The organism is Lactobacillus sp. W8172 (assembly GCF_016102055.1).
Classification (GTDB): Bacteria; Bacillota; Bacilli; order Lactobacillales; family Lactobacillaceae; genus Lactobacillus; species Lactobacillus apis_A.
Window position 1 is genome coordinate 32,936 of record NZ_JACFPG010000002.1, and the last position, 24,563, is coordinate 57,498.

The 24,563-nt window shown below is 38.7% G+C and carries 28 protein-coding genes and 2 tRNA genes; 4 read left to right on the plus strand and 26 right to left on the minus strand.

All coding sequences use genetic code 11. The features are described from left to right. Positions 1–21: 21 nt before the first annotated feature. The 20 genes from rplF to rpsL form a co-directional block, all read right to left on the minus strand. A complete protein-coding gene (gene rplF, locus H3R21_RS03720; RefSeq protein WP_046307557.1) occupies positions 22–552 on the minus strand; it encodes a 50S ribosomal protein L6 in 531 nt (176 codons plus the stop codon). Between the two features lie 24 nt (positions 553–576). Then, a complete protein-coding gene (gene rpsH / locus H3R21_RS03725; protein ID WP_046307559.1) occupies positions 577–975 on the minus strand; it encodes a 30S ribosomal protein S8 in 399 nt (132 codons plus the stop codon). Positions 976–997: 22 nt separating this feature from the next. Then, entirely contained in the window at positions 998–1,183 is a 186-nt protein-coding gene (locus tag H3R21_RS03730; RefSeq protein ID WP_046307561.1) for a type Z 30S ribosomal protein S14, read from the minus strand. A gap of 12 nt (positions 1,184–1,195) precedes the next feature. Further along, a complete protein-coding gene (rplE, locus tag H3R21_RS03735) occupies positions 1,196–1,738 on the minus strand; it encodes a 50S ribosomal protein L5 (protein WP_046307563.1) in 543 nt (180 codons plus the stop codon). A gap of 14 nt (positions 1,739–1,752) precedes the next feature. Then, positions 1,753–2,004, minus strand: a complete 252-nt coding sequence (gene rplX / locus H3R21_RS03740) for a 50S ribosomal protein L24 (RefSeq protein WP_046307564.1) — start codon at positions 2,002–2,004, stop codon at positions 1,753–1,755. A 17-nt stretch (positions 2,005–2,021) separates the two neighbouring features. Then, the gene (gene rplN, locus H3R21_RS03745) at positions 2,022–2,390 is read right to left on the minus strand and encodes a 50S ribosomal protein L14 (protein ID WP_034980437.1); all 369 of its coding nucleotides are present in this window, start codon (positions 2,388–2,390) and stop codon (positions 2,022–2,024) included. Positions 2,391–2,422: 32 nt separating this feature from the next. Continuing rightward, positions 2,423–2,689: a 30S ribosomal protein S17 gene (gene rpsQ / locus H3R21_RS03750; RefSeq protein WP_046307565.1), complete on the minus strand. Its 267-nt coding sequence runs from the start codon at positions 2,687–2,689 to the stop codon at positions 2,423–2,425. 18 nt (positions 2,690–2,707) lie between these two features. Next, positions 2,708–2,905 carry a 50S ribosomal protein L29 gene (gene rpmC, locus H3R21_RS03755; protein ID WP_046307567.1) on the minus strand — a complete coding sequence of 66 codons (198 nt, stop codon included), beginning with the start codon at positions 2,903–2,905 and terminating at the stop codon, positions 2,708–2,710. Continuing rightward, positions 2,895–3,335 (minus strand): 50S ribosomal protein L16, encoded by a 441-nt coding sequence (gene rplP / locus H3R21_RS03760; protein ID WP_046307568.1) that lies wholly within the window; start codon positions 3,333–3,335, stop codon positions 2,895–2,897. Before rplP ends, rpmC begins: the two co-directional genes overlap by 11 nt. After that, positions 3,335–4,006 (minus strand): 30S ribosomal protein S3, encoded by a 672-nt coding sequence (gene rpsC, locus H3R21_RS03765; protein WP_046307570.1) that lies wholly within the window; start codon positions 4,004–4,006, stop codon positions 3,335–3,337. The genes rplP and rpsC overlap by 1 nt, the downstream gene beginning before the upstream one ends. 13 nt (positions 4,007–4,019) lie before the next feature. Continuing rightward, positions 4,020–4,373: a 50S ribosomal protein L22 gene (gene rplV, locus H3R21_RS03770; protein WP_046307574.1), complete on the minus strand. Its 354-nt coding sequence runs from the start codon at positions 4,371–4,373 to the stop codon at positions 4,020–4,022. A 19-nt stretch (positions 4,374–4,392) separates the two neighbouring features. Further along, positions 4,393–4,674, minus strand: coding sequence for a 30S ribosomal protein S19 (rpsS, locus tag H3R21_RS03775; protein ID WP_046307575.1), 282 nt, complete (start codon positions 4,672–4,674; stop codon positions 4,393–4,395). Positions 4,675–4,692: 18 nt separating this feature from the next. Continuing rightward, positions 4,693–5,529, minus strand: coding sequence for a 50S ribosomal protein L2 (gene rplB, locus H3R21_RS03780; RefSeq protein ID WP_046307576.1), 837 nt, complete (start codon positions 5,527–5,529; stop codon positions 4,693–4,695). 15 nt (positions 5,530–5,544) lie between these two features. After that, positions 5,545–5,850 (minus strand): 50S ribosomal protein L23, encoded by a 306-nt coding sequence (gene rplW, locus H3R21_RS03785; RefSeq protein ID WP_046307577.1) that lies wholly within the window; start codon positions 5,848–5,850, stop codon positions 5,545–5,547. Then, positions 5,847–6,479, minus strand: coding sequence for a 50S ribosomal protein L4 (gene rplD / locus H3R21_RS03790; RefSeq protein WP_046307581.1), 633 nt, complete (start codon positions 6,477–6,479; stop codon positions 5,847–5,849). Before rplD ends, rplW begins: the two co-directional genes overlap by 4 nt. Positions 6,480–6,493: 14 nt before the next feature. Then, the gene (rplC, locus tag H3R21_RS03795; RefSeq protein WP_046307583.1) at positions 6,494–7,123 is read right to left on the minus strand and encodes a 50S ribosomal protein L3; all 630 of its coding nucleotides are present in this window, start codon (positions 7,121–7,123) and stop codon (positions 6,494–6,496) included. Positions 7,124–7,148: 25 nt separating this feature from the next. Then, positions 7,149–7,457, minus strand: coding sequence for a 30S ribosomal protein S10 (gene rpsJ, locus H3R21_RS03800; protein ID WP_046307586.1), 309 nt, complete (start codon positions 7,455–7,457; stop codon positions 7,149–7,151). Positions 7,458–7,846: 389 nt separating this feature from the next. Further along, the gene (fusA, locus tag H3R21_RS03805) at positions 7,847–9,949 is read right to left on the minus strand and encodes an elongation factor G (protein ID WP_198183115.1); all 2,103 of its coding nucleotides are present in this window, start codon (positions 9,947–9,949) and stop codon (positions 7,847–7,849) included. Between the two features lie 23 nt (positions 9,950–9,972). Then, the gene (rpsG, locus tag H3R21_RS03810) at positions 9,973–10,443 is read right to left on the minus strand and encodes a 30S ribosomal protein S7 (protein WP_046307588.1); all 471 of its coding nucleotides are present in this window, start codon (positions 10,441–10,443) and stop codon (positions 9,973–9,975) included. 15 nt (positions 10,444–10,458) lie between these two features. Beyond that, positions 10,459–10,866 (minus strand): 30S ribosomal protein S12, encoded by a 408-nt coding sequence (gene rpsL, locus H3R21_RS03815; RefSeq protein WP_046307589.1) that lies wholly within the window; start codon positions 10,864–10,866, stop codon positions 10,459–10,461. A gap of 180 nt (positions 10,867–11,046) precedes the next feature. Between rpsL and H3R21_RS03820 the strand changes: the two genes are divergently transcribed. Next, positions 11,047–11,736 (plus strand): A24 family peptidase, encoded by a 690-nt coding sequence (locus H3R21_RS03820; protein WP_198183117.1) that lies wholly within the window; start codon positions 11,047–11,049, stop codon positions 11,734–11,736. A 172-nt stretch (positions 11,737–11,908) separates the two neighbouring features. After that, complete coding sequence (locus H3R21_RS03825) at positions 11,909–12,277, plus strand: DUF3021 family protein (protein WP_198183119.1); 369 nt, start codon at positions 11,909–11,911, stop codon at positions 12,275–12,277. A gap of 69 nt (positions 12,278–12,346) precedes the next feature. Here the strand turns inward: H3R21_RS03825 and rpoC are convergent, their stop codons facing one another. From rpoC to H3R21_RS03855, 6 genes are all read right to left on the minus strand, one after another. Then, positions 12,347–16,006, minus strand: coding sequence for a DNA-directed RNA polymerase subunit beta' (rpoC, locus tag H3R21_RS03830; protein WP_198183121.1), 3,660 nt, complete (start codon positions 16,004–16,006; stop codon positions 12,347–12,349). Positions 16,007–16,022: 16 nt separating this feature from the next. After that, the gene (gene rpoB / locus H3R21_RS03835) at positions 16,023–19,655 is read right to left on the minus strand and encodes a DNA-directed RNA polymerase subunit beta (protein WP_198183123.1); all 3,633 of its coding nucleotides are present in this window, start codon (positions 19,653–19,655) and stop codon (positions 16,023–16,025) included. A gap of 211 nt (positions 19,656–19,866) precedes the next feature. After that, positions 19,867–22,371, minus strand: a complete 2,505-nt coding sequence (locus tag H3R21_RS03840; RefSeq protein ID WP_198183395.1) for an ATP-dependent Clp protease ATP-binding subunit — start codon at positions 22,369–22,371, stop codon at positions 19,867–19,869. Positions 22,372–22,716: 345 nt separating this feature from the next. Continuing rightward, entirely contained in the window at positions 22,717–23,295 is a 579-nt protein-coding gene (locus H3R21_RS03845; RefSeq protein WP_198183125.1) for a hypothetical protein, read from the minus strand. Positions 23,296–23,431: 136 nt separating this feature from the next. Then, positions 23,432–23,505 (minus strand) — tRNA-Pro (locus H3R21_RS03850). 46 nt (positions 23,506–23,551) lie between these two features. Next, a tRNA-Gly gene (locus H3R21_RS03855) sits at positions 23,552–23,626 on the minus strand. Between the two features lie 127 nt (positions 23,627–23,753). On the opposite strand from H3R21_RS03855, the gene H3R21_RS03860 reads away from it, so the two are divergent. Continuing rightward, positions 23,754–24,014, plus strand: a complete 261-nt coding sequence (locus H3R21_RS03860; protein ID WP_198183127.1) for a hypothetical protein — start codon at positions 23,754–23,756, stop codon at positions 24,012–24,014. Beyond that, positions 23,981–24,286, plus strand: a complete 306-nt coding sequence (locus tag H3R21_RS07550; protein ID WP_198183397.1) for a DUF2785 domain-containing protein — start codon at positions 23,981–23,983, stop codon at positions 24,284–24,286. The genes H3R21_RS03860 and H3R21_RS07550 overlap by 34 nt, the downstream gene beginning before the upstream one ends. Positions 24,287–24,563 lie beyond the last annotated feature (277 nt).

A 24,563-nucleotide genomic window follows, 5' to 3' on the forward strand; every position in this document is an offset into this window, starting at 1 on the left:
TTCACCTCAAAAATTTATTTACTATTTACCTGTCTTACCTTCCTTACGACGTACGTATTCGTCAGTGTAACGAATACCTTTACCCTTGTAAGGCTCTGGTGGACGTACATCGCGAATTTCAGCAGCAAATTGTCCAACATTTTGCTTTGAAATTCCTTCTACTTCAATTTCAGTTGCTGAAGTAGCTTTTACGGAAACACCTTCTGGTGCAGTCATTTCTACTGGGTGTGAGTAACCAACATTTAAAGTTAACTTGTTGCCTTGTGCAGTTGCACGGTAACCAACACCGATTAACTTCAAAGTCTTCTTATAACCATTAACTACACCTTCAACCATTGAAGCTAAGTTAGCTCTTTCAGTACCATGAAGTGCCTTATCACTTTCACTTGAACGTGAAAAGTTGATCTTGCCATCTTCTTGCTTGAAAGTAATCTTTGGATCAAAGTATCTAGTTAATTCACCCTTAGGTCCCTTAACGGTGATGTTGTCACCATCTTTGGTAACTGTGACACTATCTGGGACTTCAATTGTTTTTAAACCGATACGGCTCATTGATTGTTCTCCTTTCTGTCAAAATTACCAAACGTAAGCAACAACTTCGCCACCAACGTCTTTTTGTCTAGCTTCTTTATCGGTAATTACACCGGCAGAAGTTGAAACGATGGCGATACCTAAACCGTTAAGAACTTTAGGTAAGTTTTCAGCACTAACGTAATTTCTAAGACCTGGCTTAGAAATACGCTTTAAGCCTGAAATGACACGTTCTCCGTCTGGACCATATTTCAAGAAAATCTTAATCATGCCTTGCTTGTTGTCATCAGTAACTTCGTAATCACGGATGAAGCCTTCGCGTTTCAAAATTTCTGAAATAGATTTTTTAATGTTTGATGCAGGAATTTCAACTGAACTATGCTTTGCCATGTTGGCATTTCTAATTCTAGTCAAGTAATCTGCGATCGGATCTGTCATGACCATTTATGCTATCCTCCTAACCGTATTACCAACTAGCCTTTTTAAGACCTGGGATTTGACCTTTGTGTGCTAAATCCTTCAAGCAAATACGGCATAAACCAAATTTACGATATACGGAGTGTGGACGACCACATCTCTCGCAACGAGTGTATTCACGTGAAGAAAACTTAGCAGGACGATGATTTCTAATTTTTTGTGATGTTTTAGCCATTAGTGTCCTCCATTATTTTGCAAACGGCATACCAAATTGACTTAAAAGCTCACGAGCTTCTTCATCAGTGTTGGCAGTAGTAACGATAACAACATCTAAACCTCTTGTACGATTAACTTTATCAAAGTCAATTTCTGGGAAGATAAGTTGTTCCTTAATACCTAAAGTGTAGTTACCACGACCATCGAATGAACGGCTTGAAACACCGCGAAAGTCACGAACACGAGGAAGTGAAACACTAATTAACTTGTACAAGAAGTCATACATTCTATCTCCTCTAAGAGTAACCTTAGCACCGATAGACATACCTTCACGTAAACGGAAGTTAGCGATTGACTTCTTAGCCTTAGTTACTAAAGGCTTTTGACCTGAGATTAAAGCTAATTCTTCGACAGCTTCATCCAAGTTCTTTGCATTAGTAACAGCGTCACCAACACCCATGTTCAAAACGATCTTTTCGATTTTAGGTACTTGCATAACTGAGCTGTATTCAAACTTTTCTTGCAATGCAGGAACAATTTTTTCTTTATATTCTTCTGCTAAATAATTTGCCATTTGTGTCCTCCTTCCTATTTCTTAGTTTCTTCTTTTTTGCTTTCAGACTTAGCAATAACCTTAACGTTTGATGCGTGGATTGAACCTTCAGATTCAACTACACCACCATTAGCATTGGTTTGAGAAGGTTTTTGGTGTTTCTTAATTGTATTAACGCCTTTAACAACCACACGGTTTTTCTTAACGTTAACAGAAAGAACAGTACCTTCTTTGCCTTTGTCTTTTCCGGCAATAACTTTTACTTTGTCACCAGTTTTAACAAACATCAGTGCACCTCACTTAATTATAAGACTTCAGGAGCAAGAGAGACGATTTTCATAAAGTCGTGCTCACGCAACTCACGTGCAACAGGCCCAAAGATACGAGTACCGCGTGGGCTCTTATCTGCATTAATTACAACGCCGGCATTTTCATCAAATTTGATGTATGAACCATCTTCACGGCGTGCGCCTGATTTTGTTCTAACAATGACAGCTTTGACAACGTCACCTTTTTTGACAACGCCACCTGGTGTTGCTTGTTTAACAGTTGCTACTACGATATCACCAATGTTACCGGTCTTACGTCTTGATCCACCTAAGACTCTAATAACTAATAGTTCTCTGGCACCAGAGTTATCAGCAACCTTCAAACGGGATTCATTTTGAATCACTATTTAATCCTCCCCTCACTAAATCCGCAAAACTATACAGATTTCTTGACAATTTTTACTAAACGGAAGCGCTTTGTACGAGATAATGGACGGGTTTCCATGATACGAACAGTATCGCCAACTTTAGCTTCATTTTTTTCGTCTTGTGCGTAGTACTTCTTGGAGTACTTGATACGCTTCTTGTAAACAGGGTGATTCTTGTAAGTATCAACAACAACTGTAATAGTCTTGTCATTCTTATCTGAAACTACTCGACCTTGATATACGTGACGACGATTTCTTTCGATTGTTTCGCTCAAGTTAATAACTCCCTTCCACTAATCTTTCTTCAATGCATCTTCACTTAGAATTGTTTTAATTCTAGCGATGTTTTTACGGACTTTGCGTAGACGAGCGGTATTTTCTAATTGACCCGTTGCTTGTTGGAAACGCAAGTTGAAGAGTTCTTCTTTATATTGCTTTTCCTTGTCCAACATCTGATCAGTGGTTAGTGCTCTGATATCCTTAGCCTTCATTAGAATTGCCACCTACTTCCGAACTTCTTTTCACAAACTTACATTTAATTGGCAATTTTGTTGAAGCAAGTCTTAAAGCTTCACGAGCAACTTCTTCACTAACTCCGCCAATTTCAAACATAATCTTTTCTCTCTTAACTACAGCTACCCAACCAGCTGGTGCACCTTTACCGGAACCCATCCGGACACCAACACCTTTGGCAGTGTATGACTTTTGAGGGAAAATTCTAATCCAAACTTTACCACCACGCTTCATGTAACGAGTCATCGCAACACGGGCAGCTTCGATTTGTTGATTAGTAATCCAGTGAGATTCAAGAGCTTGTAAACCGTATTCGCCGAAAGCGATGGTCTTACCACCCTTAGCAGCACCACGCATCTTTCCACGGAATTCACGACGGTGCTTTACTCTTTTAGGTACTAGAGGCATTATTTGTTTCCTCCCTTCACAGCTTTTGCAGGATTTTTACTCTTTGAAGGTAAAACTTCTCCGCGGTTGATCCATACTTGAACACCAATTTCACCGTATGTAGTGAAGGCATTTACCCAAGCGTAATCAATGTCAGCTCTTAAAGTTTGTAATGGAACACGACCTTCAGTGTGCCATTCTCTTCTTGCCATGTCAGCACCGTTTAAACGACCAGAAGTTTGAACTCTGATTCCTTTGGCACCAGCACGCATAGATCTTTGAGTTGCTTGGCGCATAGCACGTCTGAAAGCAACACGAGCTTCAAGTTGAGCTGCAATACTGTCAGCAACTAACTTAGCATCAAGATCTGGCTTCTTAATTTCAACAATATTAACGTGAACTTGCTTCTTAGTTAATGCATTTAATTGTTTTCTTAAAGCTTCAACTTCAGAACCACCTTTACCAATTACCATACCAGGCTTTGAGGTATTAATTGATACGTTGATTCTGTTTGCTGCACGTTCAATTTCAATAGTAGAAACAGAGGCATCCTTTAATTTCTTTGAGATGAAGTTTCTGATCTTCAAGTCTTCATTTAAGGTTTCTTTATATCCTCTGTCAGCATACCATTTAGATTCCCAGTCACGAATTACGCCGAGACGAAAACCATTTGGGTTAATTTTCTGACCCATTAATATACCTCCCTTAATCGTTCTTTTCTGAAACTACAACAACTACATGACTAGTTCTCTTGTTAATTGGAGAAGCCATACCCTTGGCACGTGGTCTAAATCTCTTTAAAGTAGCACCTTCATTTACGTATGCTTCAGATACGTAAAGGTTAGCACTTTCAAGATCGTAGTTATGTTCTGCGTTAGCGATTGCTGAACGTAAAACTTTTTCAACGATTGGGGAAGCAGCTCTAGGCGTAAATTCCAAGATTGCTAATGCTTCAGCAACATCTTTGCCGCGAATCAAATCAACGACCAAACGTGCTTTTCTTGGAGCAATACGAACAGTTCTTGCTTCAGCCCTAGCTGAACTAATTTGTTCTGCCATTTAAGTGTTTCTCCTTCCTCTATTTTCCAGTGGCCTTGTCGTCAGATGTCTTGTGTCCGTGGAAAGTTCTCGTTGGAACAAATTCACCTAACTTGTGACCAACCATGTCTTCAGTAATATAAACTGGAACATGTTTTCTACCATCGTAAACAGCTATAGTCAAACCAACGAAGGAAGGGAAAATAGTTGAACGACGCGACCAGGTTTTAATAACCTGTTTTTTCTCTGTGTCTGCTTGTGCATCGACTTTCTTCAGCAATGATGCATCAGCAAAAGGCCCTTTTTTAATACTACGGCTCATTAATTAACCCTCCTTCTGTTACTTGCTACCCTTACGGTGACGAATAATTAACTTCTCGCTAGCTTTCTTACTATCTCTAGTCTTAATACCACGAGCTTTCTTACCCCAAGGAGTCATAGGTTGTGGACGACCAACTGGAGCCTTACCTTCACCACCACCATGTGGGTGATCGTTAGGGTTCATTACAGAACCACGAGATTGTGGACGTCTGCCTAACCAGCGACTACGGCCAGCCTTACCTAATTGAATCAATGAGTGTTGTTCATTACCAACAACACCGATAGTTGCACGACAAGCTGACAAAATCTTACGAACTTCGCCACTTTGTAATCTAACTAAAGTGTACTTACCATCATTACCTAAAACTTGAGCACTGGTGCCGGCACTTCTTACGAATTGTCCACCTTTGCCAGGTCTTAATTCAATGTTGTGAATTGAAGTACCAGTTGGAATGTTTGCTAATGGTAAAGCGTTACCTGGTTTAATATCTGAATTTGGACCAGATTCAACAACAGCGCCAACTTTTAAGCCTTTAGGAGCTAAAATGTAAGCTTTGATACCATCAGTGTAGTGTAAAAGCGCAATGTTAGCACTTCTGTTTGGATCATATTCAATAGACTTAACAACAGCCTTTGCATTGTCCTTGTTACGCTTAAAATCGATGATACGGTACTTTTGTTTATGACCACCACCACGGTGTCTACTTGTAATACGACCATATGAGTTACGACCTGCAGTATGTGATTGAGATTCAAGTAAGGTACGTTCTGGCGTAGTCTTAGTAATCTCAGCAAAGTCGGAAGAAGTCATATTACGGCGACCATTTGTGGTTGGCTTATAAATTTTAATAGCCAATTGACTGACCTCCTATTACTTATTTTCTTCTTGATTTTCGTCTTTGAAAATCTTAATGTCGTTTGAATCATCAGTTAATGTGACAATTGCTTTACGCGTACGAGCAGTCTTACCAGTGTAACGACCAACTCGCTTGTCTTTACCACGAACATTCATGATATTAACTTTCTTAACTTTGACATCAAAGATTTCTTCGACAGCATTACGAACTTGCGTCTTGGTTGCAGTTAAAAGCACGTTGAAAGTGTACTTCTTATCATCCATTAAGTTCGTTGACTTTTCAGTAATGATAGGTCTTAAAATGATATCGTGTGCACTCATTTTCTCGAAGCCCCCTCAACATTCTCTTCAATCTTCTCAATAGCATCCTTAGTCAAGATCAATTTGTCATAGTTGACAACATCTTCAACGTTTAAACCGTTGATAGGAACAACCTTAACCTTTGGTAAGTTTCTAGCTGAAAGTTGCACATTCTTGTCTTCTGAAACAACAAGTACTTTGCCTTCAATATTTAAGCTGTCTAACATTGACTTGAATTCTTTAGTCTTAGGAGCAGACATTGTCAACTGGTCTAAAACGATCAAATTCTTATCAATCAACTTTTGGGAAAGAACTGACTTGATAGCCAAACGACGTTGCTTTCTTGGCATTGAATATGCGTAAGAACGTGGAGTTGGTCCAAAGACTACACCACCGCCACGCCATTGTGGTGAACGGATAGAACCTTGACGAGCACGACCAGTACCTTTTTGCTTCCATGGCTTTTTACCACCACCGCGAACAGCAGATCTGTTCTTAACTTTTGAAGTACCTTGACGCTTGCCAGCTCTTTGTCTGATGATTGCGTCGAAAACTACGCTTTCGTTTGGTTCGATACCAAATACTTCATCTTTTAAAGTAACTTCACCGGCATCTTTACCTTTTTGATCGATAACTTTTAAATTAGCCATTCTAGTCCTCCTTCCTATTTACTATTCTTAACAGCAGATCTAACAGTAATTAATGAGTTCTTAGCACCTGGAACGTTACCTTTAATAAGTAAAACATTCTTGTCTGCTACAACTTTTTCAATTACTAAGTTTTCAATGGTAACTTTCTTCATACCCATGTGACCTGGCAAACGCTTGCCCTTTGGTACACGGTTAATGATGGAACCCATTGAACCAGGAACTCTGTGGTATCTTGAACCGTGAGTTTCAGGTCCACGTGATTGGCCCCAACGCTTAATGTTACCTTGGTATCCATGACCTCTTGTAGTACCAGTAACGTCTACGACGTCACCTTCCTTAAATGTGTCCACAGTAATTTCTGAGCCGACTTCGTAGTCCTTAAGCTCAACTCCGCGGATTTCACGTATGAAGCGCTTAGGCGAAGTCTTTGCTTTTTCAGCATGACCTTTTTCTGGTTTGTTGCTCAAAACTTCACGCTTGTCTTGGTATCCCAATTGAACTGCTTCGTAACCGTCTGATTCAACAGTCTTAACTTGCATAACAACGTTAGGAGTTGCTTCGACAACAGTTACAGGAACAAGGATGCCATCTTTGGTGAAGACTTGAGTCATACCGACTTTTCTTCCTAAGATTCCTTTGGTCATGATTACACCTCTTTCTTTTTAAAAATTATAATTTGATTTCGATGTCAACGCCGCTTGGTAAATCAAGCTTCATTAAAGAATCAACAGTTTTAGGTGTAGGACTTAAAATATCGATTAAACGCTTGTGCGTACGCATTTCAAATTGTTCACGTGAGTCCTTGTTCTTGTGTGGTGAACGAAGAACAGTAAACAAAACCCTTTCTGTTGGTAGTGGAACTGGACCTGAGATCTCAGCACCAGTTCTCTTAGCTGTTTCTACAATTTTAGCAGCCGATTCATCGAGAATACCATGTTCGTAAGACTTAAGTCTAATACGAATTGATTGACTTGCCATTGAATTACCTCCTCAACGTCTTCTTTTTAAAAGATGACTAGCCTCCACAAAAATTCCCGGCACCGCCTCTGTGGCAATGCAGCCTGGTGTGCCGCAACCTTTTGCATCAACGCTTTACAACAAATATGTGCATTAGAGCATAGTATGCCCTAAGCGCACAAAGACTAGTATACTGATTTTATAGCTAGATATCAAGGGTTTTAGGATATTTTTCTCAATTTTGACCAATTAATTAATATACTTTTTTTCAAAAATTAAAATTAAAAATTTTCAACAGCGCCTAAGTTACTATCTATAGCTCGATATAGCAAGAAAATTGCTTATTTTTAAACAAAAAAAGAGCTATTGGATTTACCAATAGCTCGATTAACCAAATTGTTTAGTTAAAATTATTCAGCGTTATTGTTGTTACCGCCACGACTCTTAATAATTTCTTCTTGAATTGACTTAGGAGTTGCAGCATAGTGGTCAAACACCATAGTAAATGTACCACGACCTTGAGTTGATGAACGTAAAGTAGTTGCGTAACCAAACATTTCAGCAAGTGGAACCATTGCATTCAATACCTTGGCACCAGCACGGTCTACCATGTTGTCCATTGTACCACGACGAGCAGTAACTGAACCCATTACATCACCCAAGTATTCTTCAGGAGTAATAACTTGTACCTTCATAATTGGTTCAAGGATTACAGCACCAGCCTTAGAAGCAGCATTTCTTAAAGCAAGAGATGCAGCAACCTTGAAGGCAGCTTCTGATGAATCGACTTCGTGGTAACTACCATCGTAAAGCTTAGCCTTAACATCGATCAATGGGTAACCTGCAAGGATACCGTTCTTCATTGATTCTTGCAAACCAGCATCAACTGATGGGATAAATTCACGAGGAACAACACCACCGACGATGGCATCTTCAAATTCGTAGCCTTTACCTCTTTCGTTTGGCGTAAATTCAATCCAAACGTCACCGTATTGACCCTTACCACCTGATTGACGAACAAACTTACCTTGTGCTTTAGCTTCTTTAGTGAAGGTTTCACGGTAGGCAACTTGTGGTTCACCAATCTTAGCTTCAACGTGGAATTCACGCTTCATACGTTCAACCATGATTTGTAGGTGCAATTCACCCATTCCTGAAATCAATGTTTGACCAGTTTCAGCGTTAGTTTCAGCTCTGAAAGTTGGGTCTTCTTCAGTTAACTTTTGTAAAGCAACATCAAGTTTATCACGGTCAGCCTTTGATTCAGGTTCAATTGAAACTTGAATAACTGGATCTGGAACTTCCAAACTTTCCAAAATCAATGGATGATCAGGGTCAGTTAAAGAGTCACCAGTAGTGGTGTTCTTCAAACCGATAGCACCAGCGATATCACCTGAGAAAACTTCAGAAATTTCACTTCTTGAGTTAGCGTGCATTTGCAATAAACGACCAACACGTTCACGACTGTTCTTTGATGCATTTAAAACGTATGAACCTGATTCAAGTGAACCAGTGTAAACACGAATGTAAGTTAAACGACCAACAAATGGGTCAGTAGCAATCTTGAATGCTAAAGCTGAGAATGGCTTGTCGTCACCAGCAACCAATTGAACTTCTTCATCAGTCTTAGGATCATGAGCGATATAAGGCTTAACGTCTAATGGTGATGGTAAGTAATCAACAACACCATCAAGCATCATTTGAACACCCTTGTTCTTAAATGCTGAACCTGCAAATACAGGGAAAGCCTTTAATTCCAAAGTTGCTTTACGAAGAGCAGCCTTTATTTCATCAACGGAAATTTCTTCACCGTTAAGGTACTTTTCCATAACTGTATCGTCAACGTCAGCAACTTGTTCAATTAACTCGTTACGACGTCTTTCTGCTTCTTCCTTGTATTCATCAGGAACTGGAATAGTGTCCCACTTAGAACCAAGTTTGTCTTCATCATAAACATCAGCAACCATGTTGATTAAGTCGATGACACCTTCAAAAGTATCAGCAGAACCGATAGGCATTTGAACAGCGATTGCGTTAGCATTTAGACGTTCATGTAAAGAAGTAACAGACTTATCAAAATCTGCACCAATTTTATCCATCTTGTTAACAAAAACAATACGAGGAACACCGTAAGTTTCAGCTTGACGCCAAACGTTTTCGGTTTGTGGTTCTACACCTGCTTGACCATCAAGAACAGTTACGGCACCATCAAGAACACGTAAGGAACGTTCAACTTCGATAGTGAAGTCAACGTGTCCTGGGGTATCAATGATGTTAATTCTGTAGTCATTCCATTGAGCTGTAGTAGCAGCAGACGTAATAGTGATACCACGTTCTTTTTCTTCTTCCATCCAGTCCATTTGTGAGTCACCTTCGTGGGTCTCACCAATTTTATGAATCTTACCAGTGTAATAAAGAATACGCTCAGTAGTGGTAGTCTTACCCGCATCAATGTGGGCCATGATACCAATATTACGTGTTTTTTCTAATGGAAACTCACGTTTATTAGCCATAAATTCATTCTCTCCTTATAAAATTAGAAACGATAGTGTGCAAATGCACGGTTAGCTTCAGCCATACGGTGTACATCTTCACGTTTCTTAACAGCTGAACCAGTGTTGTTTGAAGCATCAATGATTTCATTAGCTAGACGTTCATCCATTGTGTGTTCATTACGTAAACGTGCGTATGAAACAAGCCATCTTAAGCCCAAAGTTGTTCTTCTTTCAGGACGAACTTCAACTGGGACTTGGTAGTTAGAACCACCGATACGGCGAGCTTTAACTTCCAAAACTGGCATAATGTTGTTCATTGCTTCTTCAAATACTTCAAGTGGTTCTTTACCGGTCTTATCTTTGATAATGTCAAAAGCATCGTAAAGGATTGAAGATGCCTTAGCTCTCTTACCATCAAGCATTAAGTGGTTGATTAATTTAGTAACAAGCTTTGAGTTGTATACTGGATCTGCCAAAACATCTCTTTTAGCTATATGTCCTTTTCTAGGCATTATTTAACTCCTCCTTTAGTCTTTCTTAGCACCGTATTTAGAACGGCTTTGTTTTCTGCCATCAACACCAGCAGTATCGAGGGCACCACGGATAATATGGTAACGTACACCAGGAAGGTCCTTTACACGTCCACCACGGATTAAAACAACCGAGTGTTCTTGCAAGTTGTGGCCTTCACCTGGGATGTAGGCAGTAACTTCGATTAAGTTAGAAAGACGAACACGAGCATACTTACGTAAAGCTGAGTTTGGCTTCTTTGGTGTCATAGTACCAACACGAGTTGCAACTCCACGCATTTGTGGTGCAGGGTTGTTTACTAATTCCTTCTTCATACTGTTGTAGCCATAGCTTAAAGCTGGTGACTTTGATTTAGTCGTCTTAGTGTGACGGCCTTTTCTTACCAATTGGTTTATGGTTGGCATAAACTTTTTCCTCCTAAAATTTGATTATCTTGTTCACACACCCAGGAGTTTCTTTTTTAGACCTGAGTTATCTCCAAAATACACAAAGACTATTGTACTACCTTTTCAGCAAAATGCAATTTTCTTTTTTGAAAAAGCAAAATTTAGTTTTCTGCGTATTTAAACATGTGAGGTGGAAAAATGAATTTACTTTATCAATTGACTAATTTTTTGATCGGGACTTGTTTGGCTTCCCACGCATGTGTAATTGCTGAAAGAGCAGGCAAAGAGGACTTTATTTTTACTCGTTCCAAATGTACTAATTGCAAACAGCAACTGAGCTTACTTGATGAAATCCCCTTAGTTTCTTATTTAATGCTCAAAGGTCGCTGCCGCTATTGCAAAGTGCACATCCCCTGTGAATATTTCTTAATAGAATTTTTGGGTGGCTTTGCCTTTTGTAAAATTGATTTCAGTAGTATTAGTGGCATGAATACTGCACTTGTACTATTTAGCCTACTACTTGCAGCTATTAGTGACTATCAACGGAAAGAATTTGATGTTGCATTCATTGTTCCGGCTTCCATTATTGCAACCATACACTTACTAGTAAATTTTAAAAAAATCAGTTCTGTTGATCTCATTCACTTTTTTCCTATTTTTGCTCTTTTTGTCTATGAAATCTTCAAAAACAGATTGGGTTGTGGGGATTTACTTGTTTATCTAATTTTGGCTCTTTATTTTAGTCCTCAATTTGCAAATTTAGCTTTTTTAGTAGCCTCAGTCATTTTAATTATTTTCTTTAAAATTGGTGAGTTAAGTAGCAAGGATTCTGTAGCTTTCCTTCCATTTATTTATATTGGTGTAGTCACTCAACTTTTGTGCAAATAAAAAGTCTTTTAGATCAGGCCTCCAATTAAAGATGAAAATCAAAAGATTGCTATTTAACCATAATATTAATTTAGTTAAATATGAGCCAGTTTTATCACCTATTTTCTTTTGCATTTCAGCCTATGATAAAATCTTTTATATAAAAACATTTAGAATTTATTGAGGAAAAGCGATGCACTATATTTTATCTGCAGCAATACGTGGCGCCATACCTTTTATCATTATGAGTATATTATCATGGATTATGAAATTACGACATATCGATGATTATAGCGTCAAATCGACATTTATCACGGGACTAATAATAACTGCAGTTGCAGCAACCTCTGTTATTTATGATGTCAAAAGTTGGTCATTAATAAAACAATCTGCCGTTCATTTTCTAATCATGTTGGTTACCATATATCCTTGTTTAGTATTCAGTGGCTGGTTCCCAACTAAATCAATACTAGACTTAGTAAAAATATTTGGTTTCTTTCTGATTGTTGGCATTATTTTATGGACAATATCATATATTCTATTTGGTAAGATTTTAAAGTAATAATTTCGAGCAAACAAAAAACTGTTCCGTTAGTAACTTCTAACAGAACAGTTTTTATTTATATTTATTTTATGACTCTGTAGCTTCGTCAGCTTCCCGCATCTTCTTTTCAATATCAGCTATTGAATAAACAGATTTAGGTTTTGGAACATCAGCTTCAGGTTCCATATCACGGTAAATTGGAAGACCAGTTCCGGCAGGAATAATCTTACCGATGATAACATTTTCCTTCAAACCGAGTAATGGATCGTTCTTTCCTCTGATTGAGGCATCAGTTAATACACGAGTAGTTTCTTGGAATGAAGCAGCTGATAAGAAACTGTTAGTTTCAAGAGCAGCCTTAGTAATACCAAGAATGACACTCTGTGCAGTGGCTGGAATACCACCAGAAATAATAACTGAAGTGTTACGTTCCTTGAATTCACCAATATCCATAATCTCACCAGGGAGTAAGTTGGTTTCACCTGGATCAAGTACACGTACTTTCTGTAACATTTGTCTAGTCAAAACTTCGACGTGCTTATCAGAAATATCTACACCCTGCATCCGGTATGCTTTTTGAACTTCAACCAAGATGTATTCTTCAGTTGTTAAGGTATCAGTAACTTGGATAAGTTCCTTTGGATCGATTGATCCGAGAGTTAACTTGGAGCCACGACTAACCTCATCACCTTCACTAACTGCAACCGATGCAGTGTAAGGTACACTGTAGCTTCTAGTATCGATCTTACCTTTAACAGTAATCTCACGTGTATGCTCTGCTGGATTTTCTTGAATCGAATCAATTAAACCATCTACTTCAGAGATAATAGCACGTCCTTTTGGATTACGTGCTTCAAACAATTCCTGAACACGAGGAAGACCCTGAGTAATATCTTCTGCACCAGCAACACCACCGTTGTGGAATGTACGTAAAGTAAGCTGAGTACCAGGTTCACCAATTGATTGGGCAGCAACCGTACCAACTGCTTCACCCACTTCAACTTCCTCACCAGTAGCAAGGTTCATACCGTAACACTTACGGCAAACACCATGGGAAGTATCACAAGTTAGGATAGAACGAATCTTAACGTCTGTCACACCAGCATCACAAATCTTATGTGATAAATCTTCATCAAGCATGACATTTGGTCTAACAATAGCTTCGCCAGTCTTAGGGTCTTTAACAGTTTCAGCAGTAAAGCGTCCTAATAGACGATCGTATAGTGGCTCAATTAATTCGTCACCTTCCATGATGGCATGAACATTGATACCACGGTCAGTACCACAATCATCTTCACGGATAATAACATCTTGAGCAACATCAACTAGACGACGAGTCAAGTACCCTGACTGGGCAGTCTTCAATGCTGTATCAGTCATTCCCTTACGAGCGCCGTGAGTGGACATGAATAGTTCTAGAACTGATAGACCTTCCTTGAAGTTTGAAGTAACTGGAATTTCGAACAATCCACCGTTAGGAGTGGCCATCAATCCACGCATACCAGCTAACTGAGTAAAGTTGGAAATGTTACCACGAGCACCGGAGTCCGCCATGATCGTAATTGGATTACGAGGATCATAAATTTGAGCAATTTCGTCCTGAACTTGATCCTTACAATCATTCCAAATGCTGATAACGCGATCGTGACGCTCTTGCTCAGTAATTAGGCCTCGTCTAAATTGCTTAGAAACGACATCAACTTGCTTGTGCGCCTTAGCAACCTTTTCGTCCTTGTCCTCAATTTCCGGTACATCAGTCATGCCGATTGTAATACCAGAAGTGGTTGAACTAGTGTAGCCAAGTGTCTTTAAGTCATCAAGGTATTCAGAAGTCCTTTGAACCTTGTAGTACTTGTAAATAGTTGCAATTGAATCTGATAAGAAAGATTTCTTAAATGGTGTTGAGATTAAATCACTAGCAATATCATCAATCTTTTCATGGATATCTTCACCAGGCTCTAAGAAGTACTTAGCGCTTACTGGATGGTTCAGGTTTTCCTCAGTTGGCTCATTAATGTAAAAGTAATCATCTGGGAAAATTTGATTGAAGATGATTCTGCCGTAAGTGGTAATGAAAATGCCATGTTCAAAACCTTTAGGCCATGACTTCTTAGGCATCGAATCGGCAGACATACCAATAATAGTGTGATAGTGAATATCACCATTATTATATGCAACTGTTGCTTCATCAGGTGAATTGAAGATCATTCCTTCACCTTCACGGCCCTTTTCTGCTTGAGTCAACCAGTAGTTACCTAAAACTACATCCTGAGATGGTGTAACAATTGGCTTACCATCCTTAGGTGCCAAAATATGGTGAGCTGCAAGCATTAACAAACGTGATTCAGCGACAGCTTCATCAGATAGAGGAACGTGAATAGCCATCTGGTCACCATCGAAGTCGGCATTGTATGCTTCACATGCAAGTGGATGCAAACGAATTGACTTACCTGGTACCAAAACTGGTTCAAAAGCCTGAATACTCAAACGGTGCAAAGTTGGCGCACGGTTTAGTAAAACAGTTCTTTCCTTAATAACATCTTCTAATACATCCCATACATCATCGTCTTCACGATCAATCTTACGTTTTGCACTCTTAATGTTAGAAGCAATCTTACGCTTAACCAATTCATGCATTACAAATGGCTTGAATAACTCAAGTGCCATTGGACGAGGAACACCACATTGATAGAATTTCAATTTTGGTGAAACATCGATAACTGAACGACCAGAGTAGTCAACACGCTTACCAAGTAAGTTTTGACGGAAACGACCTTGCTTACCCTTAAGCATGTGTGAAAGTGACTTAAGTGGGCGGTTACCGGGGCCAACAACAGAACGACCACGACGACCATTATCAATCAATGCATCTACGGCTTCTTGTAACATCCGCTTTTCATTTTGAACAATGATATTTGGTGCGTTTAAGTCAAGCAATCTCTTTAACCGGTTGTTACGGTTAATTACACGTCGATACAAGTCATTCAAATCAGAAGTAGCAAAACGGCCACCTTCTAATTGAACCATTGGACGCAAGTCCGGTGGAATAACTGGTACTGCATCAATGACCATCCATTCTGGCTTATTACCAGAATCTTTGAATGCATCAAGTATGTCTAATCTTCTGATTGCTCGTGTACGCTTTTGACCAGTAGCAGTTTCTAATTCCTTCTTTAAATCAGTAACTTCTTTTTCCAGGTCAACTTTACGTAACAAATCGCGAATTGCTTCGGCACCCATTTTAGCTTTAAAACGTTTACCGTACTTAGCTTTTTCCTCACGGTATTCTGCTTCAGTTAAAAGCTGCTTGAATTCAAGTTCAGTGTCACCCGGATCAATGACAATGTATGCCGCAAAATAGATAACTTCTTCCAATAATCTTGGTGACATATCAAGAATCAAACCCATTCGAGACGGGATTCCCTTAAAGTACCAAATGTGGGTTACTGGGGCTGCTAATTCGATGTGACCCATCCGTTCTCTTCTAACTTTAGAAGAGGTAACTTCAACACCACAGCGATCACAAACGATGCCACGGTATCTCACACCTTTATATTTGCCACATGCACATGCCCAATCCTTGGTTGGTCCAAAGATTCTTTCATCAAACAGACCATCTTTTTCCGGTTTTAAAGTACGGTAGTTGATTGTTTCAGGCTTTTTTACTTCACCATACGACCAGCTCCGAATTTTATTTGGAGAAGCAAGGCCAATTTGCATGCTTTCAAATTTATTTACGTCGATCAAAAGTTTAACCCCCTACTTATTTAGAAATCTTGTTATCATCGTCAGACTCATCAACTGGAGCTTCAGTCTCGGTTGATTCTTCATCTTCAGATTTTGCGGTTTCTTCGGCTAACTTCTTCTTTTGTTGCTCTTCGGCCATCTTCGACAGGGTATCAATATTCAAATGTTCATTTGAATCATCATCCATGTCACGAAGTTCGATTTCATTGTGATCCATATCAAGAACACGAATATCTAATCCAAGAGATTGTAATTCTTTGACAAGGACACGGAATGATTCAGGAACACCAGGTTTAGGAATTCTGTCACCCTTAACAATTGCTTCATATGCCTTTACACGACCAACAACGTCATCAGATTTGTAAGTCAAAATTTCTTGCAATGTGTATGCAGCACCATAAGCCTCCAGTGCCCAAACTTCCATTTCACCGAAACGCTGTCCACCAAATTGCGCTTTACCACCAAGAGGTTGTTGGGTCACTAATGAGTAAGGCCCAATGGAACGGGCGTGAATCTTATCATCAACCATGTGGGTTAATTTCAGATAATGCATAATTCCGACTGAAACACGGTTATGGAAAGGTTCTCCGGTACGACCATCATATAAAACAGTCTTACCATCTTCATCGATACCTGCTTTATGAACAGTATCCCAAACATCACTTTCGCTCGCACCATCAAATGCTGGAGTTGCAACGTGGATACCGAGGCTATTAGCAGCCCAGCCCAAATGCAACTCAAGTAACTGTCCGATGTTCATACGTGAAGGAACACCCATTGGGTTCAAACAAATATCAACTGGAGTACCATCTGGTAAGTATGGCATATCTTCTTCAGGAACAACTGCAGCAACAGTACCTTTGTTACCGTGACGACCAGACATCTTATCTCCGACTTGAATCTTTCTCTTTTGTGCGATATGTACACGTACTAGGGTATTTACACCTGGGGAAAGTTCATCGCCGTTTTCACGAGTATAAACTTTAACATCGCGAACGATTCCACCACCACCGTGAGGTACACGTAATGATGTATCACGTACTTCACGTGCTTTTTCACCAAAGATGGCGTGAAGCAAACGTTCTTCAGCGGATAATTCAGTCACACCCTTTGGTGTAACCTTACCAACTAAAATGTCACCGTCATGAACCTCAGCACCAATGCGAACAATTCCTTGACCATCGAGGTCTTTAAGTGCATCCTCACCAACATTAGGTAATTCGCGTGTAATTTCTTCAGGACCAAGTTTAGTGTCACGAGCTTCAGATTCGTAGTCTTCAATACTGATTGAAGTGTAGACATCATCCTTAACTAAACGTTCAGAAAGCATGATGGCATCTTCATAGTTGTACATGTTCCATGTCATGAAGGCAATTACTGGGTTTTGACCCAAAGCAAGTTCACCATGATCCATTGTTGGACCATTAACGATTACTTCGCCTTCTTCAACCTGATCACCTAATCTAACATTTGGTGTTTGGTTATATGACTTGGAGTTGTTAGAACGACGGTATTTTTCAAGCACATATTTATCTAAAGTGCCATCAGCGCGTCTAATTCTAACTGTATTAGCATCAACGTATTCAACAGTTCCTGCTGCCTTAGCAACAATTGCAGCACCAGAGTCATGCGCAGCACGGTATTCCATACCAGTACCAACAAGACAACTATGTGGATCAATCAATGGAGCAGCCTGACGTTGCTGGTTAGCACCCATCAATGCACGGTTAGAGTCATCGTTTTCAAGGAAAGGAATACATGCAGACGCAACCGAAACAACTTGCTTAGGAATAACGTCCATGTAGTCAATCTTATCAGGACTAACTTCGACGTTGTCTTCCTTATGACGTGCCAAAATTAAATCGTCCTTGAAAGAACCATCTGGATTTAATTTAGTGTTTGCACCGGCAATAATAAAGTTATCTTCTACATCAGCTGTTAAGTAGTCAATCTTATCAGTAACTTTATGAGTCTTCCATGAAACGCGACGATATGGTGTTTCAATGAAACCATATTTGTTAATAACTGCGTATGATGCAAGAGAGTTAATCAACCCGATGTTTGGACCTTCAGGAGTTTCAATCGGGCATAGACGACCATATTGAGTATAGTGAACGTCACGAACCTCGTATCCAGCACGGTCACGAGTCAAACCACCAGGCCCTAGGGCAGACATACGACGCTTGTGCGTTAATTCGCCAAGCGGGTTATGTTGATCCATGAACTGTGAAAGTTGTGATGAACCAAAGAACTCTTTGATGCTGGCAACAATAGGTCTAATGTTGATTAATTGTTGTGGTGTAACAGTTGAAGGATCCTGAATTGACATTCTTTCACGAACAACACGTTCCATTCTTGCCAAACCAATTCTAAATTGGTTTTGTAACAATTCACCAACACGACGAATACGACGGTTACCTAAGTGATCGATGTCATCTGTGTCACCAATACCATCTTGTAATAAGAAGAAATAGTTAATTGATGCCAAAATATCTGCAGGAGTTAAGTATTTAACGTCCTTATCGATGTGACCATTAGAAATCAACTTAACAACGCGTTCAGGGTTAGCCTTTGAATATACCTTAACTTCTTGAACAACAATTGGGTCAGGTAAGACGCCATCTTTTGAAGGTTCATAAGTAACCATCTTGAAGTCATCACGGTCAAGATACTCTTCTAAGCCGTCCATTACTTCATGAGTAACAACAGTACCCTTCTTAACAATAATTTCACCAGTATCTGGGTCAGCTAAAGTTTCTGCTAAAGTTTGACCGTAGAGACGGTTCTTTAATGATAACTTCTTATTAACCTTGTATCGACCAACAGGGGCTAAGTCGTAGCGACGTGGGTCAAAGAAACGAGCATATAAGAGGGACCGTGAAGAATCAGTTGTCTTTGGTTCACCTGGGCGTAGACGCTCATAGATATCCTTTAAGGCTTCAGCAACACGTGAATCTGCTGGATTCTTGTGTACATCTTTATCCAAAGTGAATTGCAAAGTATCACTTTCACCAAAGATATCGATAATTTCGCCATCTGAACCAATTCCTAAAGCTCTAATTAAAACAGTCAAGGGCAGTTTACGAGTACGATCAACACGTACATAAGAAACATTCTTAGCATCTGTTTCATATTCTAGCCATGCACCACGGTTAGGAATAACAGTTGTGCCGAAAATCTCTCGACCATTCTTATCATAGTCGCCAGAATAGTAGACACTTGGTGATCTAACTAATTGGGAAACAATAACTCTTTCGGCACCATTGATAATGAATGAACCAGATTCAGTCATTAAAGGTAAATCGCCGAAGAAAACATCTTGGGTCTTAATTTCACCAGTTTTTTGGTTAGTCAGTTTTAAGGTAACGTGCATTGGTGCAGCGTAAGTTGCATCGTGATCACGCGCTTCATCAACAGTATACTTTGGCTTTTGCAGTTTATAGCCAACGTACTCAAGCGAAAGCTTACCTGAAAAGTCACTAATCGGCATAATGTCGTCGAAGACTTCCTTAATACCTTCATCCAAAAAGTTTTGGTACGATTCGGTTTGAACATCTGTCAAGTTAGGTAGCTTCAGTACTTCTTTAATACGTGAAAAACTACGTCTTGTTCGATGCTTACCGAAGTTCACTACGTGTCCATTTAACAAGGAGAAAACATCCTTTCTGTCAGAGAAAGCTAATATTACATTTTGGTTACAATTTCAAAAAGCGGGATTTTTAAGCATAAAAAAGACAAAAACAACCTCTGTCGTTTTTGTCCTTTATTATTCTGCTGGACAATATATCAGCAAAATCCTGAAAATCAGCCTTTTTAATCACGCACTAATATAGCAAATGATAACTGATTTGTCAATTGTTTTACTTAGAGCCAACTAGATTTTTTGGCCCTGCTTTAACTATTTCAAATTTTAATTTGTCATGGTTACAACCAATTTTGAGAAGATCGCCATCACCAAGTTCACCAGTAATTAGTTTTGAGGCAATTTCGTCTTCAATATCCTTTTGAATTGCGCGACGTAAAGGTCTTGCACCCATCTCAGGATTATAGCCATCTTTAGCAATTTTATCCAAAGCAGCACGTGAAATTTTCAATTGCACGCCTTGCTTTTGCAAACGGACAATCAACTTATGAGTAAGTAGAGTGACAATTTGACGTATTTGTTGATGGTTAAGCTCATCAAAGATGATTGTTTCATCAACTCGGTTTAAAAATTCTGGACGGAAGAACTGTTTAAGCGCTTGACGAACACGATCTTTTCGCATTTCAACTTGGCTTGAATTGTCAGCATTAAAGCCGACTTCTTTGGTATCAAATAAAGAACGCGAGCCTAAGTTGGAAGTCATAATAATAATTGTATTCTTAAAGTCTACTTTGCGTCCTTTTGAATCGGTTAAAAAGCCATCGTCAAGTACTTGCAATAGCAGGTTAAAAACATCAGGATGGGCTTTTTCAACTTCATCGAGCAAAACTACAGAATATGGGTGGCGACGAACCTGTTCGGATAATTGTCCACCTTCATCATAGCCAACATAGCCTGGAGCTGAGCCAATCAGCTTACTATTAGCAATTTGATCCATGTATTCAGACATATCAATTCTGATTAAGTTATTCTCTGAACCAAAGATTGAAGCTGCAATTGCTTTGGCTAGTTCTGTCTTACCAACACCTGTTGGGCCTAAGAATAGAAATGAACCGATTGGACGATTTTCATCCTTAATTCCACTCCTACTACGACGAACTGCGCGACTAACTGCACGAACTGCATCCTCTTGTCCGATAATGCGCTTATGCAAATCTGCCTCCAGATTAGCCAGATGCTTTGATTCATCACGATTCATTTGAGTAACAGGTACGCCTGTCCAGTTTGAAACTACCTTAGCAATATCTTCTGGTTGCACTGTAGACTTTTTACTAGTCGCACTTTCCAATTTAGCGTTTAACTTATCTTGGCGTAATTGCAAGCTGTTTTGTCTATCTTGAAGCTGAGCCGCTTTGACAAAATTCTGATTAATCGCAGCTTGATTTTTTTGCTCTATAACTTTTTTAATTTGTTCATTAAGTTGAACCAGCTGGTTATTTGAGCCCTTACCAGAGTTGATTTTGACAGCTGCACTAGCTTCATCAATTAAGTCAATTGCTTTATCCGGCAAATAACGGTTAGAAATATAGCGACTTGATAAATCAATTGCATTCTCAAGGGCCGCGTCAGTAATTGTGACATGGTGAAACTTCTCATATTTTGGTTTCAAACCACTTAAAATAGCTAGTGTCTCTTCCTTAGAAGGTTCATTTAGACGCACTATTTGAAATCTACGTGCTAATGCTTGATCTTTTTCAACATACTTTTGGTACTCGTCAAAAGTTGTTGCACCTATCATTTGAATGTCACCACGTGCAAGTGATGGCTTCAAAATATTAGCTGCATCAATTGATCCTTCGGCTCCACCAGCACCAATTAAGGTATGCATTTCGTCAACAAACAGAATAATTGTTCCGTCATCAACAATTTCTTTGATGATTTTCTTCAGTCGGTCTTCAAACTCACCACGATATTTAGTACCAGCAACAAGACCTCCCAAATCAAGTGAGATGACTTTTTTGTCCATTAGGTCATGCGGCACTTTTTTATTAACTATTGCTGTCGCAATCGCTTCAGCAACAGCCGTCTTACCGACTCCTGGTTCACCGATTAGAACAGGGTTATTCTTGTTACGTCTAGATAAAATTCCAATTACACGAGCGACTTCTTTATCTCGCCCAATTACTGGATCGATTTTGCCATTTTCTGCTCGTTCATTTAAGTTAACTGACACTTGATCAAGAGTTGGCGTTTTACTTTGCGAATTAGTGGAATTACTATAATCCGCACCATTAAAACTTGACCAACCACTATTATCAGATTGATCATTATCATCAATATTATCGATATCTTCACCTAGCGAGTGTAATAAATCATTGCGCAAACCAGGAAGATCTATGTTCAAATTTCGTAAAATGACAGAAGCAAGAATCTGTTCATTGAGAATCAAACCAAGCAAAATATGACTGGTTTTAATTTGAGCTGAACCTTCACGTTCAGCTAAGATTCCTGCATAAGATAATGCCATACTCAACCGAGGTGACATTTCCATATAAGTAGATTTACCTGCCGAGCCATAGCCAGTATAGCGTTCAATTTCTTCACGGATAGCCGTTGGCGTTGCGCCCCATGCACGCAAGTTTTTACCAGCTTCACCATCAGATTCGATTACCATCGCAAGCAGTACGTGTTCCGTACCGATTAAACGATGATGAAAGCTCTGTGCCTGTTCACGTGCAATTTCTAAAACTTGATTTGCACTTTTGGTATAGGATTTTTTCATCATAGCACCACCTTTAAAAACGATGTGTATCCACTATAAACTTTTTGGCTGAATTGTAAAATATTTTGTTTCAAGTAAAGTGCTTTTAGCGTAAAAACATTGCCACCATTATAGCAAAGACTAGCTAATGATGCGAATTTCAATTTTCTTAATATAAGTGCTTTTACAAATGTTTTATTTTCGTTAAACAAAATACCTTGATTGTAGCAAAAGATTCACTATATAAGTAGATTAGTTTAGGTACGAGTAATATAAATTTCTATTCACTTACTAATCAATTTCAGAAATCGTATGTAATCAATTAACCTTATTTATAATTAAATTTGTGCGAATAAATTTAACTAACTATTTTTGCTTAAGATATTGTTCATACAAAAAATTCTCTTTACTAATAATATCTAATGTCAGGATATTAGCGATTTTGATTGGGGCGGATCTAACCTCGTCCATCAAATTATGGTCTTTACAATATTCTGTTTGATCAATCAATACCTTTTGCGTGTCAACAGAAATTATTTTTACAGTTTCCTCATATTCATCTTCAGATTCAGCTATGGTGACATAAAAGCCGTAATTACAACAATAATTTAATAAAGTAATGATATCATTATGTGGAATACCATTATATACTTTTTGTAAGTTTAATCTATCATATTCATCTTGTTTTTTTAGGTAGTCAATATAGAAATCAAACATCCTTGTATGACTATCATTACATACTAATTTTTCAATTTCTGTCTTTTTATATAAAACATAACTATCTAAACTGCCAACATCGTCTACAACTTCAAAGATATAGTATTGTCCTAGATCGGCAATCATATATCCTACTGCAAATATATAACTATCTTGTGATTTCCCATAAATTTTCACTAACTCCTTTTTATTAAGGTAGTTATTCCAATCTTTTTTGTTGATTATCATACAAAATCTCCTTTATTTGCTATGCTTCAAGTTTTTTATTAATTTTTCCAGGCTTATATATTTCCTATTTGAGCTAACTTCAGAAAAAATTCCGCTATACCAATGCTTAAGCCATGATATAGCGGAATCTCATTTATCGGGAAAACAGGATTTGAACCTGCGACCTCTACGTCCCGAACGTAGCGCTCTACCAAGCTGAGCTATTTCCCGGTTAACAAAAAAACTCACCAGAGCGGTGAGTTTTTTTTGTTTCTCTTGGAGCGGAAGACGGGATTCGAACCCGCGACCCCCACCATGGCAAGGTGATGTTCTACCACTGAACTACTTCCGCAAGAACAAATATTATTATAGCAAATCAGTTATGTTTTTCAACCCCCTTTTTTAAAAAAATCACCAAAAAATCTCCGATTATTATATAATTATAGCTAAAATACACTTATAGATTTAAAGGAACAATTATGCAAAATGAATTGGAGCAATTAGTTGATCTGCCAGAAGGAAAGCTCGTTTTTACTAATGAGCAGATTCAATTCTTATTAGACAATATTGGCAATTTGAATCCACATATTAGAGATAACCTTGTCTACACCCTCTTTGCACGCGGCTTTTCAGAAAATGCATTTAAACAAAAACAGATTCAGGTAATTATCGACAGTTTTATTCAGAACAGAGGTCTTTTAGACAAATTAATCAACCAGAAAACGATGCCGTTTTTCTAAGAACTTTCAGTGCCCTACTTGGCGCACTCATTTTAGAATCAGATAATGACAAACCGATCTTAACAGATAGTGAACGTCAATTACTTTTTGACTGGAGCATTAGGTATCTAAAAGAAGAAAAAGATTTTCGTGGCTATGTGACAAACAAGGGTTGGGCACACAGTGTCGCACATGGAAGTGATTTTCTGGGTGCTACTTTGAGTCACCATGATTTCAAGCCTAAGAGTGTAAGTGCAATATTTGAAGTAATTACGAGCATTTTCCAAAATTAAAAAAATCCATTTGTTGACGATTTCGATAAGAAAATTTATCAGCAGCTTTTACACGATGATCGTGCTAACTGGTATTGCTTGAGTTCGTGGTTTAGGTTATTACAAAATTGGTATTTTTATTTTTCTACCAATAAGGAAGTTCAAGATAATCTACTTTCGAAAATAACTGCCTACAACGAAAAAATGGGTTTTACATTGTAGGCAAACTAAAAAAGAATCCTTCTTTAAGGATTCTTTTTTACAGTAATTATAATTAACTAACTTTTATCTTCAATTA

What these genes read in the sequence shown, in the direction of transcription:
- rplP (WP_046307568.1), bottom strand. Translation starts at nt 3,335, where the DNA reads ATGCCTCTAGTACCTAAAAGAGTAAAGCACCGTCGTGAATTCCGTGGA.
- rplF (WP_046307557.1), bottom strand. Translation starts at nt 552, where the DNA reads ATGAGCCGTATCGGTTTAAAAACAATTGAAGTCCCAGATAGTGTCACA.
- rpsC (WP_046307570.1), bottom strand. Translation starts at nt 4,006, where the DNA reads ATGGGTCAGAAAATTAACCCAAATGGTTTTCGTCTCGGCGTAATTCGT.
- rpmC (WP_046307567.1), bottom strand. Translation starts at nt 2,905, where the DNA reads ATGAAGGCTAAGGATATCAGAGCACTAACCACTGATCAGATGTTGGAC.
- rplD (WP_046307581.1), bottom strand. Translation starts at nt 6,479, where the DNA reads ATGGCTAATTTAAAAGTTATCGATCAAAAAGGTAAAGATGCCGGTGAA.
- H3R21_RS03825 (WP_198183119.1), top strand. Translation starts at nt 11,909, where the DNA reads ATGCACTATATTTTATCTGCAGCAATACGTGGCGCCATACCTTTTATC.
- rplW (WP_046307577.1), bottom strand. Translation starts at nt 5,850, where the DNA reads ATGAGTGCACACGATATCATTTTAAGACCTATCATTACTGAAAAGTCA.
- rplE (WP_046307563.1), bottom strand. Translation starts at nt 1,738, where the DNA reads ATGGCAAATTATTTAGCAGAAGAATATAAAGAAAAAATTGTTCCTGCA.
- H3R21_RS03845 (WP_198183125.1), bottom strand. Translation starts at nt 23,295, where the DNA reads ATGATAATCAACAAAAAAGATTGGAATAACTACCTTAATAAAAAGGAG.
- rpsS (WP_046307575.1), bottom strand. Translation starts at nt 4,674, where the DNA reads ATGAGCCGTAGTATTAAAAAAGGGCCTTTTGCTGATGCATCATTGCTG.
- rpsH (WP_046307559.1), bottom strand. Translation starts at nt 975, where the DNA reads ATGGTCATGACAGATCCGATCGCAGATTACTTGACTAGAATTAGAAAT.
- H3R21_RS03860 (WP_198183127.1), top strand. Translation starts at nt 23,754, where the DNA reads ATGCAAAATGAATTGGAGCAATTAGTTGATCTGCCAGAAGGAAAGCTC.
- rpsL (WP_046307589.1), bottom strand. Translation starts at nt 10,866, where the DNA reads ATGCCAACCATAAACCAATTGGTAAGAAAAGGCCGTCACACTAAGACG.
- fusA (WP_198183115.1), bottom strand. Translation starts at nt 9,949, where the DNA reads ATGGCTAATAAACGTGAGTTTCCATTAGAAAAAACACGTAATATTGGT.
- rpsG (WP_046307588.1), bottom strand. Translation starts at nt 10,443, where the DNA reads ATGCCTAGAAAAGGACATATAGCTAAAAGAGATGTTTTGGCAGATCCA.
- H3R21_RS03730 (WP_046307561.1), bottom strand. Translation starts at nt 1,183, where the DNA reads ATGGCTAAAACATCACAAAAAATTAGAAATCATCGTCCTGCTAAGTTT.
- H3R21_RS03840 (WP_198183395.1), bottom strand. Translation starts at nt 22,371, where the DNA reads ATGAAAAAATCCTATACCAAAAGTGCAAATCAAGTTTTAGAAATTGCA.
- rpsJ (WP_046307586.1), bottom strand. Translation starts at nt 7,457, where the DNA reads ATGGCAAGTCAATCAATTCGTATTAGACTTAAGTCTTACGAACATGGT.
- rplV (WP_046307574.1), bottom strand. Translation starts at nt 4,373, where the DNA reads ATGGCAGAACAAATTAGTTCAGCTAGGGCTGAAGCAAGAACTGTTCGT.
- rplX (WP_046307564.1), bottom strand. Translation starts at nt 2,004, where the DNA reads ATGTTTGTTAAAACTGGTGACAAAGTAAAAGTTATTGCCGGAAAAGAC.
- rplC (WP_046307583.1), bottom strand. Translation starts at nt 7,123, where the DNA reads ATGACCAAAGGAATCTTAGGAAGAAAAGTCGGTATGACTCAAGTCTTC.
- H3R21_RS03820 (WP_198183117.1), top strand. Translation starts at nt 11,047, where the DNA reads ATGAATTTACTTTATCAATTGACTAATTTTTTGATCGGGACTTGTTTG.